The sequence below is a fragment of the Blautia sp. HA8986 genome, assembly GCF_056504635.1.
Genome location: NZ_JBWLUQ010000001.1, coordinates 2,472,145 through 2,490,035, shown reverse-complemented (window position 1 = coordinate 2,490,035; position 17,891 = coordinate 2,472,145). Strand labels below are relative to the sequence as shown.

The following is a 17,891-nucleotide window of genomic DNA, read 5'->3' as shown; positions in this document are numbered from 1 at the left end:
AAGGCTCTGTGGCTGACCCGGGATCGGGTGGCTGCGGAGCCTTTTTCGGATAACCTTTTGACATTATTACTGCATGCGTAATCGGAGGAGTTCCCACCGGGAGGTTACATTGGTTTTGCGGAAGATATTCTGCAGGTGTTTCTGGAGGGTGTTTTCACGGATGCCGAGGGACTGGGCGATCTCGTCGTTGTTGCGGTACTGGAAGATCTGTTCGGCGATCTGAAGTTCTCTGGCAGTGAGATGGTTGTTGGTTTTCAGGTGGCCGAGGGTTTGCTTAAGGCTGTTGGTCTGAGGCTGCTGGTGGGCAATCTGGTAGAGGACTGCGTTTAAGTGCATGCCGATGGCCTGAAGGTAGAACATGTCTTCATTGGTGAAGGGACCGTCCTTTTCAGTGCGGAAGAGGGTGAGGACACCCAGGAGCTCCTGCTGGTAGACGCTGGCGTACTGCATGGAATCAAATATATGAAATTTGCGGTAGCAGTGGACATAGAGTGGAGAGTTAAGGCGCTGCTGATCCTCCAGGAGGTCGCTTTCACGGACAAGACGAGGCTCGCGGGAGTGGAGGAGCCAGAGGAGATGATCTTCATCGGCTACTTTCATGTATTCGTTTTCGGCTTCGATGAAGGCTTCCGGGATACAAATGGGACTGGTGAGACGGATGGTGTCGGGATCTTCGGTATTTTCATGGAGAAGGATGCTGGCGTAGCTGTAAGGGATCACCATTTTCAGGCGATGCAGAAATTTAGCCTTGATCTCGTTGAGACTGGTGCAGGAATAGAGATCGTAGATTATGTCGTTGATCATCAGGAAGGTATTTTTTTCCATGAGGGTTCTCCTTTTCTTATGCAGATTGCGAATAACACTTGACAATAAGTATACTGCTACATATACTTGAAATCAAGTAGATATAATTAAAAAGAATTAATTCAACTCCCGAAATTAAGCATTGTATCAGAAACGGAAAAAGAATAGTATATCAATATCAAAAAAGAAAAACACGAAACATATGAAACATACAATGGTGTATTTATTGCGATAGAGCAGTAAATGCGCCGTTTTTTGTTTCGGGAAAAAAGAGCTGTTTTATGCGAAGGGGCATATCCGTTGATCGGGTATGTCCTTTTTCGTTTGGCAGAAAGAAAGGGGAGAAAAAAATGAACACTGGATTGATTGCAATTTTTATTCTTCTGGTTATTATTGTTGGAGCTATCGCAACCAGAAGATGCGTGGTTTTATACAGATGCAACACTTCTTTCTTCACAGAGTGCAGGAATTGACAATATGGAGCACGCACTGACACAGCTTCCATACGTCATCATTGCAAGTGTACTTTCCGTTGTGGGATTTCTGATCTGCGGTTTCGTGATGTAGGAGGAAGGGCTTATGGGAAAATTTATTTTAAGAAGCAGAAATGTTTTTACAGGGCTTGAAGATTTCCCAAGACCGGCTGCGATTGCAGTTGAGGATAAAAAGATCCGGGCAGTTCTTCCATGGGATTACCACAGAGATAAGGATTATGCGGACTGGTCTCTTTATGATTACGGAGAAAAAATGATCATGTCATCTTTTCTGGATGCACATACACATCTTTTTTCCGGAGCCGTTGACGGAAGCAGATATGTGTGTTCAGATCTGGGAAGGGGACGTTCTCAGGCAGAATGTGTAAAGATCATAAAAGAATTTGCGGATGCACATCCGGATTATAAAAGAATTCGAGGTTCTGGATGGTTTATTACAAACTGGGGTGACGAACCACTTCCGGATAAGAGACTTCTGGATGAAGCTATTCCTGACAGACCGGTATATCTTACCTGTGCCGACTGCCACAGCATGTGGCTGAATTCCAGAGCACTGGAAGAGGCGGGGATCGATCCGGACCGGAAAATGGATAACGGTGTGAATGTAAAATTTGAGAATGGTGAGCTCAGCGGTCTTCTCCTGGAACCGGCAGCCTGCGAACCTGCACAGAAAAAATATATGGAGTTTTCAGAGGAAGAAATGCTGGAAATCCATCGGAATTTTCAGGATGTGCTGGCAGATCACGGAATTGCCGCTGCAAGCGAAATGTTTGCAGATGACTATACAGAAGATACCATGAAAAAATATGAGATTCTGAAAAAACTGGATGAGGAAGAGGGACTGAAAGCGCAGATTTTTTCCTACATGAAGCTTTTCGGATATACAGAATTTTCCAGGTATTTCAGATTTCAGAAACATTTTGATTCGCCTCATTTTCATATTGCAGGAGTGAAGGGATTTATTGATGGTGTGACAGAAACATATACGGGACTTCTGCTGGAGCCTTATACAGACAAGCCGGAAACCTGCGGCGAGGGGCTTCCGCTGTGGCCTGAGAAAAAAATGCAGAAGGAGATCATCGCAGCGAATAAGGCAGGAATACAGGTAAGGCTTCACTGTATTGCGGATGGTTCGGTGCGGATGGCACTGGATCTTTTTGAAAAGTCGGCAGAAGTGAACGGAGAGCACAGGCTTCGAAATACGATAGAGCATATCGAAAATATCCATCCAGATGATCTGGATCGTTTTGCAGAGCTGGATGTGATCCCTTCGATTCAGCCTTATCATGTAACACTTGCAGCTAATGGAAAGGTGAACCAGATCGGAGAAAAACGGGCAAGGCTTCAGTGGCCGTTCCGGACATTGCTGGAGCATGAAGGTGCGCTGGCACTTGGAACCGATTATCCGGTTGTGACCATAGATCCCTTTACAACGATCTATGCAGCAGTTACAAGAAGAGATGATGAGGGAAAACTTACATCGACCAACCCGTGGGAAAAAATCTCCATGGCAGATACACTGAAAGCTTACACCATTGGCGCGGCTCGTGTTTATCATGTGGAGGATTCAATGGGAACGCTGGAGCCGGGGAAAATGGCAGATATCATTGTTTTGAGCGGTGATCTTTTTGAGGTGAATAAGGACGAGATCCGGGGAATGAAAGTGGAAGCGAATTATTTTGAAGGTGAAAAGATCAGATAAAGGAGGACGATTATGGAGCTTCAGAAAATGTTTATTGACGGTGAATGGGTAGAAGGCAGCACAGGAAAATCTGTTCCTACATTAAATCCTGCAAATGGTGAGGTTCTTGCCATGGTAACAGAAGGTAATGCCACGGATGTTGATAAAGCGATCGCAGCAGCAAAGAAATCTTTTTATGTGACAAGGGAATGGCGTGATATGGACAGCCAGACAAGGGCAGATATCCTTCTTAAGATTGCAGATGCTATTGATGCAGAAAGAGATGATTTTGCGAAGCTGGACTGTATGGATCATGGAAAGCCTTTAAGAGAGGCGGAGGCAGATGTGGATGACGCCATCCATTGTTTCCGTTATTATGCCGGAATCTTAAAAATGCCTCATGGCGGTGTTTATGAAGTAAATGAGGGGTTCGGAAAAATGCATTCCTATACCGTTCATGAGCCGGTTGGTGTGTGTGGGCTGATCACTCCGTGGAACTATCCGCTCCTGATGGGCGTGTGGAAGCTGGCTCCTGCACTGGCGGCAGGAAACAGCGTTGTGTTTAAACCAAGCTCCAACTGTGTGCTTTCCTGCGTGAAGCTGTTTGGGATCTTTGAAAAGATCGGAATGCCGAAGGGCAGTGTGAACCTGATCCTGGGTCCCGGTGGAATTACAGGAAACCGTATTGCAGAGAGTAAGGATGTGGATATGGTTACTTTTACCGGAAGTACAGAGGTTGGACAGAGTATTATGCGTGCGGCAGCAGGTAATGTGAAAAAGATCGGCCTCGAGCTTGGCGGAAAATCCCCGAATGTGATCTTTGCAGATGCAGATCTGGATGGTGCAGTGGAGTGGGCTATGATCGGTGTTTTCCTGAATCAGGGAGAGGTGTGCTCTGCAGGCTCCAGAATTATCATTGAGGAAAGCATTAAGGATGAATTTGTGAAACGTCTTGCAAAGAAAGCAAATGCAATCACCATTGGAAATCCTATGGAAAATCCGGATATGGGCCCGTTGGTGTCTGAAAGCCATATGAATAAAGTTCTGGGTTACATTAAGAAGGGTGTTGAGGAAGGTGCTGTTCTTGTGTGCGGTGGTGAACGCTATACAGAGGGAGAGTGTGCGAAGGGCTTTTATGTAAGACCAACCATATTTGATAACTGTACTCCTGATATGACCATTGTCCGGGAGGAGATTTTCGGACCGGTCGTGACTGTCCAGACGTTTAAAACAGAGCAGGAGGCCATTGATATGGCAAACGATACGGAGTATGGTCTGGCCGGAGCAGTATTTACCGCCGATGGTTCCAGAGCACTCAGGGTGATCAAAGAGATCCGTGCAGGTATTACCTGGGTCAACTGTTACAACCCGACATTTAACGAAGCTCCGTGGGGCGGCTACAAGAAATCCGGAATCGGCCGTGATCTTGGTGTTCAGGGACTTGAGGAATATCAGGAGATCAAACAGATCAATATCAATCTGAATCCTGGAATCGTTGGATGGTATGAACATTAAAAACATCAAATCGGGAGGAACTTTTATATGGGAAAAAGTAAATATGTAGTTACGATCACCAGGCAGTTCGGCAGCATGGGCCGTCCCATTGCAAAAAAAATGGCCGAAAAGCTTGGTATTGAATATTATGACAGGGATATCGTGGACCAGGCAGCCAGAAAACTGAATCTTCCGGTTTCTGTAGTGGATGAAGCAGAGGAGACGGCAAAAAAAGTCAAGGTAAGTCCTTTTTCCAGGATGATGTTTCCTCTTGGAAAAGGAACCAGCAATACCCAGGATAAGATTTTTGAGGCACAGCGGATTTCCTGGTAGATGCTGTTAAGAGAAAATTTCAGCTGTAGAATGTCAGAGATAGGATTTGCAGAGACGGGCAGTGAAGCGATGGATTGTTTGAACGTATGAAAAAAAACAGAAGGGATTTGGTGGATTATGCGGAAAGTTGTAGTGGCAGCTACGCAGATGGCATGCAGCTGGGACAGAGAGGCGACACTTGCGAAGGCAGAAAAACTGGTACGGGAGGCAGCTGCAAAAGAGCTGGACATTGTGATTCCGGTAAGTTTTTTTGAGCGTACGGGAAATGTGGCATTTAATTCCGTTGTGATAATTGATGCGGATGGCTGCCTGCCTGTGTTATTATAGCTGTATAAAATTTTTATAGAAAGCTTCTTTGAAATGTGGGGCTGACAGGAGGAAAAATTATGCAGGAACTGATGATCAGGCCGACGATTTACAGCTTTGATAATTGCCGGCAGTTTGCGGAGGAATTTAAGCTTGGTGAGGGAGATCTGCTGTTTACCAATAAGAGATTGTTTAAGAAATTTTTTGAGCCGCTTGGTCTTGGCTGTGATGTGATCTTCCGTGAGGATTATGGTAAGGGTGAGCCTACGGATGTGATGGCAGAGGCGATCTGGAAGGATGTGCCGAAGGATGCGAAGCGAGTGGTTTCTGTTGGCGGCGGCAGTATTCTGGATCTTTCCAAGCTGTTTGCACTGGAGAATATTTCTCCGGTTACGGATCTTTATGACGGGCTTCTTCCGATCGTGAAGAATAAGGAGCTGGTGCTTGTTCCCACTACCTGTGGTACGGGTTCTGAGGTGACGAATATCTCGATCCTTGCGCTGACTACGAAGGGTACGAAGAAGGGGCTGGCTGTGGAGCAGCTTTACGGTGATTCTGCCGTGCTGATCCCGGAGCTTCTGGAGGATCTGCCGTTTCAGTTTTTTGCGACAAGTTCTATTGACGCGCTGGTTCATTCTGTGGAGTCCAGTCTTTCTCCTAAGGGAAATGAGACAACCAGAATGTTTGGATATAAGGCTATCGAGATGATCCTGAAGGGATATATGGAGATCAGGGATCATGGACAGGAAGCCAGAATTCCGCTGATGAAGGATTTCCTGATGGCTGCCAATTATGCAGGTATTGCCTTTGGTAATGCCGGGTGCGCAGCTGTTCATGCGCTGAGCTATCCTCTGGGTGCCAAGTATCACGTTGCTCATGGTGAGTCCAATTATGCAATGTTTACCGGTGTGCTCAATAATTATATGGAGATCAAGAGTGACGGAGAGATTGCACGCCTGAATAAATTTATGGCAGAAATTCTTGGATGCGATGTAGATGTTGTTTATGCAGAGCTGGAGAAGCTGCTTAATGTGATGATTCCGAAGAAGGCTCTGCATGAGTATGGTGTGACTGAGGCGGAGCTTGAGGAGTTTACGGATTCTGTGCTGGAGAACCAGGGCAGGTTGATGGCAAATAATTTCGTGGAATTGGATCGGGAGAGGGTTTATAAGATTTATCGGGAGTGCTTTTGAGTATGTTGCAGAGCAGAATGTGAAAAGCAGATTTTACAGTTGAATGATATGGATGAACCGGGCATAGGTTTTGGATCTGCCCGGTTCATTTTTTTGTACAAAAAATCAAACAGAAAACCGTTTGATCAGTGTAGTGGACACTTCAATCTTTACGGAATGCGGCACAGGTGTTTTGAGTTCACGGATGAGCTGTGCGGCGGCTGTCTGCCCCATGAATTTTCGTGGGACATCAATGGTGGTGAGAGCCGGATCGATAACGCGTCCTTCGGAGATATTGTCGAAGCCTGCGATGGCAATGTCTTCGGGGACTTTGTAGCCGCGAAGTTTCAAAGCTTTAATCGCTCCGATGGCAATGAGGTCATTGTCCGCAAAGTACGCGCCGGCGAGAGGAGTTCCGCTGTCTATGATCTCCAGCATGTCAGAGAATGCGCCCTCAATAGATGGAGAGAGTTCGTGAATGATGGATTTTGCAGTGGACATCCCGTGTTCGCGCACCGCCCGGTGAAAACCGTGTGTCCGTTCGCGAAAGTTAGTGATTCTGTAGGAAGAGCAGAGATGTCCCGGCTGGCGGCCGCAGCGGTCGATGAGATAACCGGTGGCCAGATAAGCACCCTGCGCATTGTTGCTCAGTACACAGCTGCAGTCAGCAGAATCGAAATAGGAATCCAGAAGAACTACAGGAACTGAAAGCTGAAGAAATTCCCTGCATACAGAAGCAGAAACTTCTGTACCAAGGAGAATAACACCTGCACACTGAGAAATGCGAAGCTCCTCAATGTATTTCTGAAGATCATCTGCTTTTTCATAAAGCTGAAAGGTTTTCAGATGATAGCCGTTTTTTCGGCACTCCTGTTCAATACCTTCTGTGAGCTCTGAGAAGATCGGCGTATAATTTAAGATCGCATTATGAGCCCGGCAGATAATGCAGTAAATATCTCCGGTCACATTTTTTTTCATGGAAAGCCGGCTGAAATCGTAGCCGGCTTTTTCTGCTTCCCGGATAACAAGAGCTCTGGTTTCTGTGCTTACGCCGGGTTTCCCGTTCAGAGCCATGGAAACGGCTGTGGCGGAGAGATTTAATCTGGCAGCAAGTTCTTTTGCTGTGATACTCATATATGTCATTCCTCCAGTCTGATAAAGTAAATATATCATCTGTATAGATTTCCCAAACTGTTTTAATTATAGAATGTTTTCCGGCCATTTACAACAATAAAGCTGGAAATAAAGTAGAAATCACTTTATTTTTTATAGAAATAAAGTAAAGATCAAGATATTATACAGATAACAAAAACGAACATAAAAAACGAATCACATATAAACAAATAAAACCGAAGACATGGATTTATGAAAGGAGTTCAAAAATGGACAAGATCAAAATTGGTTACGCACCAACCAGAAGAAGTATTTTCAGCGCACCGGATGCAGTGAAATATCGTGGACTTACTGCTAAGAGACTTGAGGAGCTTGGTGTTGATTTCGTAGATATCACAGACATTAACGATGAGGGGCTTCTCTACAACGATGAGGGACTTGAGAAGATCATTGCCAAATTCAAAAAAGAGAAGGTTGACGGACTTTTCCTTCCACACTGCAACTTTGGTACAGAGTATGAGTGTGCAAGACTTGCAAAAGCTCTTGATGTCCCGGTTCTTCTCTGGGGACCGCTGGATGAGAGACCGGAGCCGGACGGAACAAGACTTCGTGATACACAGTGCGGACTTTTTGCAACAGGTAAGGTTTTAAGAAGATTCCGCGTTCCGTTTACATACATGACAAACTGCAGACTGAATGATCCGGTATTCGAAAGAGGGATCAAAGATTTCCTTGCTGTCTGTAATGTAGTAAAAACATTCAAAAATATCCGTATCCTTCAGATCTCCACAAGACCGTTCGATTTCTGGACAACCATGTGCAACGAGGGCGAGCTTCTTGAGAAATTCAATATCCAGCTTGCACCGATCCCGATGCCGGAGCTTACTGATGAAGTAAAGAAAGCAAAAGCAGAGCAGACAGAGGTTCAGGAAGTTATGCAGTACTGCCGTGACAACATGGAGATCTGCATCAAAGAGGATGAGCTTGAGAACGTAGCAGCTCTTAAGGTTGCCATGAAACATCTGGCAGAGAAATATGGCTGCAAAGCAATCGCGATCCAGTGCTGGAATCAGCTTCAGAGCGAGCTTGGAATCATGCCATGTGCAGCAAATTCCCTGTTAAATGATGAGGGAATCCCGACTGTATGTGAGACAGATATCCACGGTGCGATCACAGCACTTATGGTAGAGGCAGCAGGTATGGGCGAGACAAGAAGCTTCTTTGCTGACTGGACAATCCGTCATCCTGATGTAGAGAACGGCGAGCTTCTTCAGCACTGCGGACCATGGCCGATCTCCATCGCAAAAGAAACTCCGAAGCTTACTTACCCGCTGGCATTCGAGCATCCGGGAAGCATCACAGCTGAGGCAAAACACGGCGATGTTTCTCTGGTACGTTTTGACGGAGACAACGGAGAGTATTCACTTCTTCTCGGAAATGCAAAAGGTATCGACGGACCGAAAGGTATGGGAACTTACCTCTGGGTTGAGGTTGAGAACATTAAACGTCTTGAGGCTAAACTGGTTGAGGGACCATACATTCATCACTGTGTCGGTATCCACAAGAATGTTGTTCCGGTACTTTACGAGGCATGTAAATATATCGGTGTAACACCGGATCTTTATGACCCGATCGAGGAAGATGTAAAGGCTTATCTCCGCGGAGAATGATAAACAGGAAACACAGCGGCACGTTTTTTCCAGGATAAAAAACGTGCCGGGCTGTGAATATGAAATATAGATTGAAAAAAGAAAGGACAGGAATCAGCATGGATTTTAGAGAATTAAGCAAACTTGCGTATGATCTCAGAAAAGACACAGTAGATATGATCGTTGCCGGAAAAGGCGGACATATCGGTGGTGATATGAGTGTTATGGAGACTCTGGTTACACTGTATTTTGACCAGATGAATATTTCCCCGGAGAATATGAATGATCCGGACAGAGACCTTTTTGTTATGAGTAAAGGACATTCTGTAGAAGCTTATTATGCAGTACTTGCAAAGAAAGGCTTCCTTGATATCAAAGAAGTAAACGAGAAATTCAGCAAATTCGGAACACAGTATATCGGACATCCGAACAACAAGCTTCCGGGAATCGAGATGAACTCCGGTTCTCTGGGACATGGACTTCCGGTTTGCGTAGGCATGGCACTTGCAGGAAAAATGAACAAGAAAAATTACCGTGTATACACAGTAATGGGTGATGGTGAGCTTGCAGAGGGTTCTGTATGGGAAGCTGCTATGGCAGGACATCAGTACAAACTGGATAATCTTTGTGCAATCGTTGACCGTAACAGACTTCAGATCTCCGGAAATACAGAGGACGTTATGGGACATGACGATCTTCATGAGAGATTCAAAAGCTTTGGATGGCATGTGATCGATGTTGCTGACGGAAACAGCATTGAGCAGCTTCATGCAGCATTTGAGGAAGCGAAACAGACAAAAGGCCAGCCGACAGTCCTGATCGCAAATACTGTTAAAGGTAAAGGCTCCGCAGTTATGGAAGATAAGGCAGCATGGCATCATCATGTACCGACTCAGGAAGAGTATGAGCAGATCATGAAAGATTTTGAAGAGAGAAAGGAGCAGCTGTAATTATGAATAAGATTCCAAACCGTAAAGCAATTTGTGACGTACTTTTAAAAGAAGCGGAAACCGATAAAGATATCGTTGTTCTTTGCAGTGACTCCAGAGGTTCTGCATCCTTAGCACCTTTTGCAGATGCATATCCGGAGCAGTTCGTTGAGATGGGAATCGCTGAGCAGGATCTTGTCAGCGTATCAGCAGGCCTTGCACACTGTGGTAAAAAAGCTTTCGCAGCTTCTCCAGCATGCTTCCTTTCCACAAGAAGCTATGAGCAGTGCAAGATCGATGTTGCATACTCCAACACAAATGTAAAACTTATCGGAATCAGTGGTGGAATCAGCTATGGTGCTCTTGGAATGAGCCATCATTCCGCACAGGATATTGCAGCTATGTCCGCAATCCCGAACATGAGAGTTTACCTTCCAAGTGACCGTTTCCAGACTGCAAAACTGGTTGAAGCACTTCTGAAAGATGAGAAACCGGCATACATCCGTGTAGGAAGAAACCCGGTCGAGGATATTTATACAGAGGATAACTGCCCGTTCGAAATGGACAAGGCAACTGTTCTTACAGAAGGAACAGACGCAGCGATCATCGCATGCGGCGAGATGGTCCGCCCGGCACTTGAGGCTGCAAAGCTTCTTGAGAAAGACGGCATCCACGCAACAGTTCTTGATATGTATTGCGTAAAACCTCTTGATAAAGATGCAATCGTAAAAGCAGCATCCAATGCAAAAGTTGTTGTAACTGCTGAGGAGCATGCACCATTCGGCGGACTTGGTTCTATGGTAAGCCAGGTTGTTGGTGCTGAGTGCCCGCGTAAAGTTCTGAATATTGCACTTCCGGATGCACCGGTTGTAAGCGGAACCTCCCAGGAAGTATTTGATTACTACGGAATGAACGCAGAAGGAATTGCAAAAACTGTAAAAGATGCGCTGAAATAAGGTGAAAATTATGGAAAAAAAATATGTTCTTGCGGTTGATCAGAGTACCCAGGGAACGAAAGCGATCCTGTTCGATGTGAACGGTGATCTGGTCTGCAGAACAGACCTTCCTCACAGACAGCTGATCAACGAAAAAGGATGGGTTTCCCATGATCTTTCCGAGATCTACAGCAATACGATCCAGGTTGTAAAGAACCTTGTAGAGAAAGCCGGGATCCAGAAAGAAGAGATCGCGTGTCTTGGAATCAGTAATCAGAGAGAGACATCCGCAGCGTGGAGCCGCAGCACAGGCGAGCCTCTGGCACCTGCCATTGTATGGCAGTGCTCCAGAGCTTCCGAAATCTGTGAGCGTATTAAAACAAACGTGATGATCGATCCTGACCGTGAGCAGAAGAAAAACGGTGGTGTTGCAGAGATCATCCGCCAGAAGACAGGAATGCACCTTTCCCCGTATTTCCCGGCAGCGAAATTTGCATGGCTTCAGGAGAACGTAGAAGAGGTAAAACAGGCAAAAAGAGACAACGATCTCTGCCTGGGAACCATTGACACCTGGCTTCTGTTTAAACTGACAAAAGGCGAGGTTTATGCAACGGATTATTCCAATGCATCCAGAACCCAGCTTTTCAATATCCATAACCTGAAATGGGATAAAGAGATCTGCACCTGGTTTGGCATTAATGCAGATATGCTTCCGGAAGTGTGCGATTCCAGCATGCAGTACGGAACAACTGATTTTGAGGGATATTTCCAGACTCCAATCCCGATCTGCGGTGTGATCGGAGATTCCCAGGGAGCACTGTTCGGACAGGGCTGTATCGAAAAGGGAATGGTCAAGGCTACATATGGGACAGGTTCCTCTGTTATGATGAACGCAGGAACAGAACCGATCATGTCAGATCTTGGTCTTGTAACTTCTCTTGCATGGGGGCTTAACGGCAAAGTTACCTATGTACTGGAAGGAAATATTAACTACACAGGCGCAGTTATCACATGGCTGAAAGATGACATGGGACTGATAACTTCTCCGGGAGAGACTCAGGAAATGTCAGAGCAGGCAAACAAAAACGATACTACATATCTGGTTCCTGCATTTTCCGGTCTGGGAGCACCTTACTGGAAATCCGATGCAAAAGCCATTATCTATGGAATGAGCAGGACAACCGGAAAGAAAGAGGTTGTAAAAGCAGCCCTGGAATCTATTGCTTATCAGATCACAGATATCGTTGAGATGATGAAGGCAGAAGATGGAATGACTGTAAAAGAGCTCTGTGTAGACGGCGGTCCTACAAGAAACCAGTATCTGATGAAGTTCCAGAGTGATATCTTAGGAACAACAGTAAGCCTTCCGAGATGTGAGGAGTCTTCCGCATTCGGAGCTGGCCTGATGGCCGGATTAAGCTGCGGACTTTATAAGATGGAGAGCATTTTTGAGGTGAAGAACCGAAATCAGTTTATTCCATCTATGAATCAGCAGGAAAGAAACCAGAAATACAGCGGCTGGAAAAACGCAGTAGAAAAAGTTCTCGTATAATTATAAAAAATTTCTCAGTATAAAAATGGGAGTTCAGGCAGCGGCATTTGCTTGACCCCATGTGTATGTCAGATTATAATAAAATAACAGGCATTTCCGGATACACTCCAGATGTATCGGAAATGACGGAAAGCCGGTCTTTGTCAGTATCATATGCAGAGGCCGGCAAAAGTTATATTCAGAGATAAATGATCATCCATTTGCAGTGGCAGTGCAGTGGCATCCGGAGATGATGTATGATTCTTCGGAGCAGCTGAAGCTTCTTCGGGCATTTGTGGAGGCAGCAGGGAAGGAGACAGAAGCATGAATATTTGTATATATGGAGCATCCAGTGCAGAGCTGAAAAAGATTTATTATGAGAAGACAGAGGACCTGGGACGGCTGATGGGAAAGCGTGGCCATGGACTTGTTTTCGGCGGCGGAAAAGAAGGTCTGATGGGTGCGGCAGCCAGGGGCGTTGACAGAGAGAATGGTTATATTCTGGGAATTGCGCCGAGATTTTTTGACCAGCCGGGAGTTCTGTATGAGCATTGTACAGAGTTTATTTTTACTGAGAACATGAGAGAAAGAAAGCATCTGCTGGAAAGCCGATCTGATGCAACTATTGTGGTACCTGGGGGAATTGGTACTTATGAGGAGTTTTTTGAGATCCTGACATTGAAGAGTCTGGGACGAATCGACAGGCCGATCGTGCTTTATAATATTCAGGGGTATTATGACAGTATGAGGGCACTTCTGGAGTATACGGCCGGTGAGAAATTCATGTCCAGAGATGTTGTGGGTATGTGCCGGTTCATGAAAGACCCGGAGGAGATTCTGGATTATATTGAGAATTACCGGAATTATGGTGGAAAGTTATAAAGAAAATAAAGTGAAGAGGATCATAAAAAAGACGCGGCCTTTTATCGGAGGATAAAAAGGTACGCGTCTTTTTTCAGTATGATATTAGGGGATTATTATGGGTTTGTGCGTGCTTACATTTGATTACGATATTTGGGATCAGAATTCGTAATTTTTATGTCTTTTGAAGAAATCCTTAGTTTCCTTCACAACCACACCGCTCAGGGCAAGAAGAGCGATCAGGTTCGGGAATGCCATCAGGGCATTGAAGATATCTGCGATGTTCCATACAGCTGCTACAGTCATATATGGTCCGATGAATACGCAGATGATGTACAGCCAGCGGTATGTTGTAACTGCGGCTTTGTTTCTGTTGAACAGGTATTCCAGACATCTTTCACCGTAGTAATCCCATCCGAGGATTGTTGTGAATGCGAAGAATACCAGGCACAGCATCAGTGAGAAGGATGCTACAACCGGCGGGAAAGGAAGTCCTTTCTGGAATGCGGCTGTTGTGATGGCAACACCCTCAAGACCTGTGTTCCATGTTTCTGTAATGACGATGGAAAGACCTGTCATTGTACAGATAACGATAGTATCAATGAATGTACCTGTCATGGATACAAGACCCTGACGTACCGGCTCCTTTGTCTGAGCTGCAGCGGCTGCGATCGGGGCACTACCAAGACCGGACTCATTGGAGAAGATACCGCGGGCGATACCCTTCTGCATAGCTACGACCATGGTTCCCATTGCGCCACCTGCAAGTGCGCTTCCTGTGAAAGCAGATTTTACGATAGTTACGATCGCTGCAGGAACTGCAGTGATGTTTGTGATCACGATGATCAGTGCCAGTACAACATAGAGAACTGCCATAAACGGTACAACGACCTGGGATACCTTTGCGATCCTCTTGATTCCGCCGAGAACGACAAGTCCTACACATACGGTAAGTATCAGACATGCGACTACAGTTGCCCAGGAATATGTATTTCCGAAAAGTGCTACTGTGTATGCTTTATCCGGGTCAAAGAAATTGGTAACTGCAGATGCGATACCGTTTACCTGTGTGAAGGTTCCGATACCGAAAAGTCCCACACCTGCTCCGAAAAATGCGAAGATCTTGGCAAGCCATCTCCACTGTTTTCCCATACCGTTTTCGATGTAGTAGAAAGGTCCGCCGAGAACGTGGCCCTCTTTGTCAATGGTACGGTACTTGATAGCCAGAAGTCCTTCTGCGTATTTGGTTGCCATTCCGAAGAATGCGGCTACGATCATCCAGAAAAGTGCTCCTGGTCCGCCGGCTGCGATAGCAGTTGCGACACCTACGATATTTCCGGTTCCGATGGTTGCTGAAAGCGCAGTACACAGAGCTCCGAAGCTTGTGACCTCACCATCGCCGCCTTCTTCATTTTTTACCATGAATTTCAGCGCCTTTCCGAGGTGCCTTACCTGTAAAAGACCTAACCGAGAGGTTAACAGAATTCCTGTGAACAGGATCAGAATGATCAGCGGAAGTCCCCAAACGACTCCGTCAAACCATGTGATAAAGTTGTTGATTTGTGTAAACATTACTCTTTCCTCCATCCTTTTGCCTGAGAGATTTACAGCATTTTGTGTGCTGCGTACACCTTCGGCGCTCTTCCCTTTTGATTTGAAGAGACTCTCCTGAGTTTTTTTATTTTTGAATGCTGCCAGAACCTTTTTTTGTGTGCGGTAGTGGCGGTCATTCGTTCTGTGTAGAAATACACTGTAACACAGGTTATCACATGAATTGATGGATTTCAATGGGTTTTTTAAAAAAATTGCATTTATTAGAAAAATTAATCGATATATAATCGGGATTTTGGGGTATTTATACCGACCTGATTTGCTAGATGCCTTTTCTTGTTGCTTTTTGTTGTTTCTTGGGGTTTTGTGTTTTACAGGGGTGAGGTGGTGTGATAGAATATAAGCGTTGCAGCAGGCTGGTTATTAAGGTATTATCTGGTATGGATCCTGCGCAGTGAAGGTGGATCGTGGATATCTGCCTGACAATATTTTCAGAGAGGATGAGGTAGAAGGTTTATGGGGGAGTATTTGAAGAACATTAACTGGAAGCATGTTCTGATCATGTGTATCGGAAATGTTTTTGCAGGTATGGGGATTGGAATTTTCAAGCTGGCCGGGCTTGGAACGGATCCGTTCAGTGGAATGAATATGGCGGTTGCAGATACGCTTGGTATGGCTTATGGTAACTTTCAGCTGATTGTAAATATCGTGTTATTGATCATTGAGATTGCTTTTGGCAGAAGATTCCTGGGAATTGGAACTATTGTGAATGCGGTGTGCCTGGCTTATATTACTACGTTCTTTTATAATATTTATACAGGTGTGTTTGGATTGGAGCTTGTGGCACTGCCGGTGCGTTTGGTGGCACTGTGTGTGGGTGTTGTGATCTGTTGTCTGGGCTTGTCTATGTATCAGATGCCGGATGAGGGAGTTGCACCTTATGATAGTCTTTCCCTGATCATGACAGAGAGATGGCCGAAGATTCCTTATTTCTGGCACAGGATGTCCAATGATGTGCTTTGTGCGCTGATCTGCTATCTGACTGGTGGTGTTGTGGGTATTGGTACACTGGTGACGGCTTTTGGGCTGGGACCGGTGATCCATTTCTTTAATAGGGTTTTTACCGGGAAGCTGCTTGCCTGGGTTGATGGTGAGTGAGTTTGTAGTTGTATGGGTTGAGCTGAACTGGCTGCGGGATGTGGCTGGTTCGGCTTTTTTTGGTGAAAAGGGACGCCTCACGGGCTGGCTTTTCAGGGCGGTAGGGTAGTGTGGCTGCTCGGGAGTTGGATGAGCTATCAGTGCTTCGCTGGATGCCTGGGATGACAGGTGGGGGATGTGATGAGATATAAGGAAACGATATGAAGAAGCAGACTTGTAATACTCGTGGTTATGTAAAAAGTGCATATTGCTTTTTGACGGTATTACAGAGTTGCTATGCTGTGTTAAAATATAAACAATATTAATATAATACAGTTATATTATTCATTTTATAACTATTTATAAATGTGTTATGCTATCTTCTGATGAGAGATATATAATGAACACGGTCGTATGAAATGAGAGTGTTCATGAATAGCTGGCTGTCCGGGTTGCCGGGGCTTATGTGATGAAGGAGAGGATATTATTATGGAATTTAATCATGGCGTTTTGTTTTCAGATACGTATCAGAAGAAGCTGAAGTCTCAGTTTTATTATGCAGATAAGGATCCACAGTATGGTGCGAGACTTTTCTTTGAGAACTCTGGTGGTTCTCTGAGACTTAAGAAAGCTGTTGAGGCTAAGGCTGCTATCGAGGAGTTTCCGGATTGTCCGGAGCGTGCCCGCGGCAGAGGTTTTGATCTGGCAGATTATGTTAAGAATGGTACTAAGGAGATCCTTGAGGTTGTTTTTGGTGCAAAGAGTGGTGCTCTTATCACTGAGCTGACTGCTTCCCAGACCATGTTCCATGCAGTTGGTACGATCATGGAAGGTGTTGACTGGGGTAAGAATGCGGTTACTTCTGCTCTGGAGCATCCGTCTGCTCATGATGCGGTTGAGTATTACTGTAAAAAGACCGGCAGAGAGTTCCGTGAGGTTCCGGCTAATAAGGTAACCGGTGGTCTTGATCCGGATGAGATCATGAAGTATGTGGATAAGGATACTGTTCTTCTCAGTATTATGGCTGCTTCCAATATTTCCGGTAATATCATGGATATCAAGGAGATCGCACGTCGTGCGAAAGAGATCAACCCGGATATTTATGTTGTCAGTGATGCAGTTCAGCATGCGCCTCATGCAGTGATTGATGTTGAGGACTGGGATGTGGATGTCTGCAACTTTGCACCATATAAGTTCTTTGGTGTTCGTGGCTGCGGTTATGCTTATGTTTCTGACCGTGTTGCTGTAATGCCACATATCAAACTGACCTGCAAGGATGATAATGTATGGGCTCTTGGTACACCGGCTCCGGCTAACTTTGCGGCTATGATGGCTGTTATTGAGTATGTTTGCAGCATCGGTAAGCATTTCCTGGGAGATTCTGCACAGAAATATAATAAGCGTGAGCTTTTTGTTGAGGGTATGAATCACATTCATCTTCAGGAGAGAGCACTTCTGTACCGTATGCTGGAAGGTACCGATAAGGTTCCGGGGCTTCGTCATATTCCGGGAGTTCAGGTTTATGTTGATATGGAGGATCTTACATACAAAGATCTTATCGTTGCTATGGGTATCGAGGGGATTGAGTACGCAGAGTGTGCAAGAAGATATCTGGAGCATGGTGTTACGCTGTTCGAGCGTGTTAAGAGCAGCCCATATTCCAAACGTATCGTAGAGACTCTTGGGCTTGAAGGTGCACTTCGTGTTTCCCCGCTTCACTGCCATGGAACAGATGATATTGATAAATTCCTGAAGATCACTAAGGATATTGCTGAAGGTAAATAAAACAGAATAAGTTTTTGTAAAAAATGAAACAGGAACCGCTCTTTTCTCATGTTTTGGCATGGAAGAAAAGGGTGGTTTTTTTATAAGGATATTGGGGATTTTTCAGGGCAAGTGAT

16 protein-coding genes and 1 riboswitch are annotated in these 17,891 nt (G+C 45.3%); of the genes, 13 read left to right on the top strand and 3 right to left on the bottom strand.

Annotated elements, in window-relative coordinates; genetic code table 11:
* Positions 1-66: 66 nt before the first annotated feature.
* Positions 67-825: a helix-turn-helix transcriptional regulator gene (locus AC04Q4_RS11520; protein WP_173738188.1), complete on the bottom strand. Its 759-nt coding sequence runs from the start codon at positions 823-825 to the stop codon at positions 67-69.
* Positions 826-1,200: 375 nt separating this feature from the next.
* Here AC04Q4_RS11520 and AC04Q4_RS11515 point away from each other — a divergent pair, with 375 nt between their 5' ends.
* The 6 genes from AC04Q4_RS11515 to AC04Q4_RS11490 all read left to right on the top strand — a co-directional run bounded on the left by AC04Q4_RS11515 (position 1,201) and on the right by AC04Q4_RS11490 (position 6,305).
* Complete coding sequence (locus AC04Q4_RS11515) at positions 1,201-1,371, top strand: hypothetical protein (protein ID WP_173738142.1); 171 nt, start codon at positions 1,201-1,203, stop codon at positions 1,369-1,371.
* Positions 1,372-1,383: 12 nt separating this feature from the next.
* The gene (locus AC04Q4_RS11510) at positions 1,384-3,000 is read left to right on the top strand and encodes an amidohydrolase family protein (protein WP_476389003.1); all 1,617 of its coding nucleotides are present in this window, start codon (positions 1,384-1,386) and stop codon (positions 2,998-3,000) included.
* 12 nt (positions 3,001-3,012) lie between these two features.
* Complete coding sequence (locus AC04Q4_RS11505; RefSeq protein WP_296048220.1) at positions 3,013-4,494, top strand: aldehyde dehydrogenase family protein; 1,482 nt, start codon at positions 3,013-3,015, stop codon at positions 4,492-4,494.
* A gap of 27 nt (positions 4,495-4,521) precedes the next feature.
* A complete protein-coding gene (locus AC04Q4_RS11500; protein WP_178774444.1) occupies positions 4,522-4,806 on the top strand; it encodes a cytidylate kinase family protein in 285 nt (94 codons plus the stop codon).
* Positions 4,807-4,923: 117 nt separating this feature from the next.
* Positions 4,924-5,133 carry a carbon-nitrogen hydrolase family protein gene (locus AC04Q4_RS11495; RefSeq protein WP_243251564.1) on the top strand — a complete coding sequence of 70 codons (210 nt, stop codon included), beginning with the start codon at positions 4,924-4,926 and terminating at the stop codon, positions 5,131-5,133.
* A 59-nt stretch (positions 5,134-5,192) separates the two neighbouring features.
* Positions 5,193-6,305, top strand: coding sequence for a 4-hydroxybutyrate dehydrogenase (locus tag AC04Q4_RS11490; protein WP_119240513.1), 1,113 nt, complete (start codon positions 5,193-5,195; stop codon positions 6,303-6,305).
* A gap of 105 nt (positions 6,306-6,410) precedes the next feature.
* Here AC04Q4_RS11490 and AC04Q4_RS11485 read toward each other — a convergent pair whose 3' ends face one another.
* Positions 6,411-7,418 (bottom strand): LacI family DNA-binding transcriptional regulator, encoded by a 1,008-nt coding sequence (locus AC04Q4_RS11485; protein ID WP_119240512.1) that lies wholly within the window; start codon positions 7,416-7,418, stop codon positions 6,411-6,413.
* Positions 7,419-7,666: 248 nt separating this feature from the next.
* Here AC04Q4_RS11485 and AC04Q4_RS11480 point away from each other — a divergent pair, with 248 nt between their 5' ends.
* From AC04Q4_RS11480 to AC04Q4_RS11460, 5 genes are all read left to right on the top strand, one after another.
* The gene (locus AC04Q4_RS11480; protein ID WP_119240511.1) at positions 7,667-9,067 is read left to right on the top strand and encodes an L-fucose/L-arabinose isomerase family protein; all 1,401 of its coding nucleotides are present in this window, start codon (positions 7,667-7,669) and stop codon (positions 9,065-9,067) included.
* Positions 9,068-9,165: 98 nt separating this feature from the next.
* On the top strand, positions 9,166-9,996 hold the full coding sequence (locus AC04Q4_RS11475) for a transketolase (RefSeq protein ID WP_119240528.1): 831 nt from the start codon (positions 9,166-9,168) through the stop codon (positions 9,994-9,996).
* Between the two features lie 2 nt (positions 9,997-9,998).
* Positions 9,999-10,931 carry a transketolase C-terminal domain-containing protein gene (locus AC04Q4_RS11470; RefSeq protein ID WP_178774448.1) on the top strand — a complete coding sequence of 311 codons (933 nt, stop codon included), beginning with the start codon at positions 9,999-10,001 and terminating at the stop codon, positions 10,929-10,931.
* 10 nt (positions 10,932-10,941) lie between these two features.
* Positions 10,942-12,462, top strand: a complete 1,521-nt coding sequence (locus tag AC04Q4_RS11465) for a glycerol kinase GlpK (RefSeq protein ID WP_476389002.1) — start codon at positions 10,942-10,944, stop codon at positions 12,460-12,462.
* Between the two features lie 303 nt (positions 12,463-12,765).
* Positions 12,766-13,323 carry a TIGR00730 family Rossman fold protein gene (locus tag AC04Q4_RS11460; RefSeq protein WP_476389001.1) on the top strand — a complete coding sequence of 186 codons (558 nt, stop codon included), beginning with the start codon at positions 12,766-12,768 and terminating at the stop codon, positions 13,321-13,323.
* A 138-nt stretch (positions 13,324-13,461) separates the two neighbouring features.
* Here AC04Q4_RS11460 and AC04Q4_RS11455 read toward each other — a convergent pair whose 3' ends face one another.
* Positions 13,462-14,874, bottom strand: coding sequence for an alanine/glycine:cation symporter family protein (locus tag AC04Q4_RS11455; RefSeq protein ID WP_178774450.1), 1,413 nt, complete (start codon positions 14,872-14,874; stop codon positions 13,462-13,464).
* Position 14,875: 1 nt separating this feature from the next.
* Positions 14,876-14,983: riboswitch (glycine riboswitch) on the bottom strand.
* Between the two features lie 386 nt (positions 14,984-15,369).
* On the opposite strand from AC04Q4_RS11455, the gene AC04Q4_RS11450 reads away from it, so the two are divergent.
* Both AC04Q4_RS11450 and AC04Q4_RS11445 read left to right on the top strand, forming a co-directional pair.
* Positions 15,370-16,011 carry a YczE/YyaS/YitT family protein gene (locus AC04Q4_RS11450; protein ID WP_173738180.1) on the top strand — a complete coding sequence of 214 codons (642 nt, stop codon included), beginning with the start codon at positions 15,370-15,372 and terminating at the stop codon, positions 16,009-16,011.
* A 468-nt stretch (positions 16,012-16,479) separates the two neighbouring features.
* Positions 16,480-17,775 (top strand): aminotransferase class V-fold PLP-dependent enzyme, encoded by a 1,296-nt coding sequence (locus AC04Q4_RS11445; protein ID WP_173738179.1) that lies wholly within the window; start codon positions 16,480-16,482, stop codon positions 17,773-17,775.
* Positions 17,776-17,891 lie beyond the last annotated feature (116 nt).

Bases quoted from the DNA above. Each gene is read 5' to 3' on its own strand.
- AC04Q4_RS11520 (WP_173738188.1), bottom strand. From the start codon at position 825: ATGGAAAAAAATACCTTCCTGATGATCAACGACATAATCTACGATCTC.
- AC04Q4_RS11510 (WP_476389003.1), top strand. From the start codon at position 1,384: ATGGGAAAATTTATTTTAAGAAGCAGAAATGTTTTTACAGGGCTTGAA.
- AC04Q4_RS11505 (WP_296048220.1), top strand. From the start codon at position 3,013: ATGGAGCTTCAGAAAATGTTTATTGACGGTGAATGGGTAGAAGGCAGC.
- AC04Q4_RS11500 (WP_178774444.1), top strand. From the start codon at position 4,522: ATGGGAAAAAGTAAATATGTAGTTACGATCACCAGGCAGTTCGGCAGC.
- AC04Q4_RS11495 (WP_243251564.1), top strand. From the start codon at position 4,924: ATGCGGAAAGTTGTAGTGGCAGCTACGCAGATGGCATGCAGCTGGGAC.
- AC04Q4_RS11490 (WP_119240513.1), top strand. From the start codon at position 5,193: ATGCAGGAACTGATGATCAGGCCGACGATTTACAGCTTTGATAATTGC.
- AC04Q4_RS11485 (WP_119240512.1), bottom strand. From the start codon at position 7,418: ATGAGTATCACAGCAAAAGAACTTGCTGCCAGATTAAATCTCTCCGCC.
- AC04Q4_RS11480 (WP_119240511.1), top strand. From the start codon at position 7,667: ATGGACAAGATCAAAATTGGTTACGCACCAACCAGAAGAAGTATTTTC.
- AC04Q4_RS11475 (WP_119240528.1), top strand. From the start codon at position 9,166: ATGGATTTTAGAGAATTAAGCAAACTTGCGTATGATCTCAGAAAAGAC.
- AC04Q4_RS11470 (WP_178774448.1), top strand. From the start codon at position 9,999: ATGAATAAGATTCCAAACCGTAAAGCAATTTGTGACGTACTTTTAAAA.
- AC04Q4_RS11465 (WP_476389002.1), top strand. From the start codon at position 10,942: ATGGAAAAAAAATATGTTCTTGCGGTTGATCAGAGTACCCAGGGAACG.
- AC04Q4_RS11460 (WP_476389001.1), top strand. From the start codon at position 12,766: ATGAATATTTGTATATATGGAGCATCCAGTGCAGAGCTGAAAAAGATT.
- AC04Q4_RS11455 (WP_178774450.1), bottom strand. From the start codon at position 14,874: ATGTTTACACAAATCAACAACTTTATCACATGGTTTGACGGAGTCGTT.
- AC04Q4_RS11450 (WP_173738180.1), top strand. From the start codon at position 15,370: ATGGGGGAGTATTTGAAGAACATTAACTGGAAGCATGTTCTGATCATG.
- AC04Q4_RS11445 (WP_173738179.1), top strand. From the start codon at position 16,480: ATGGAATTTAATCATGGCGTTTTGTTTTCAGATACGTATCAGAAGAAG.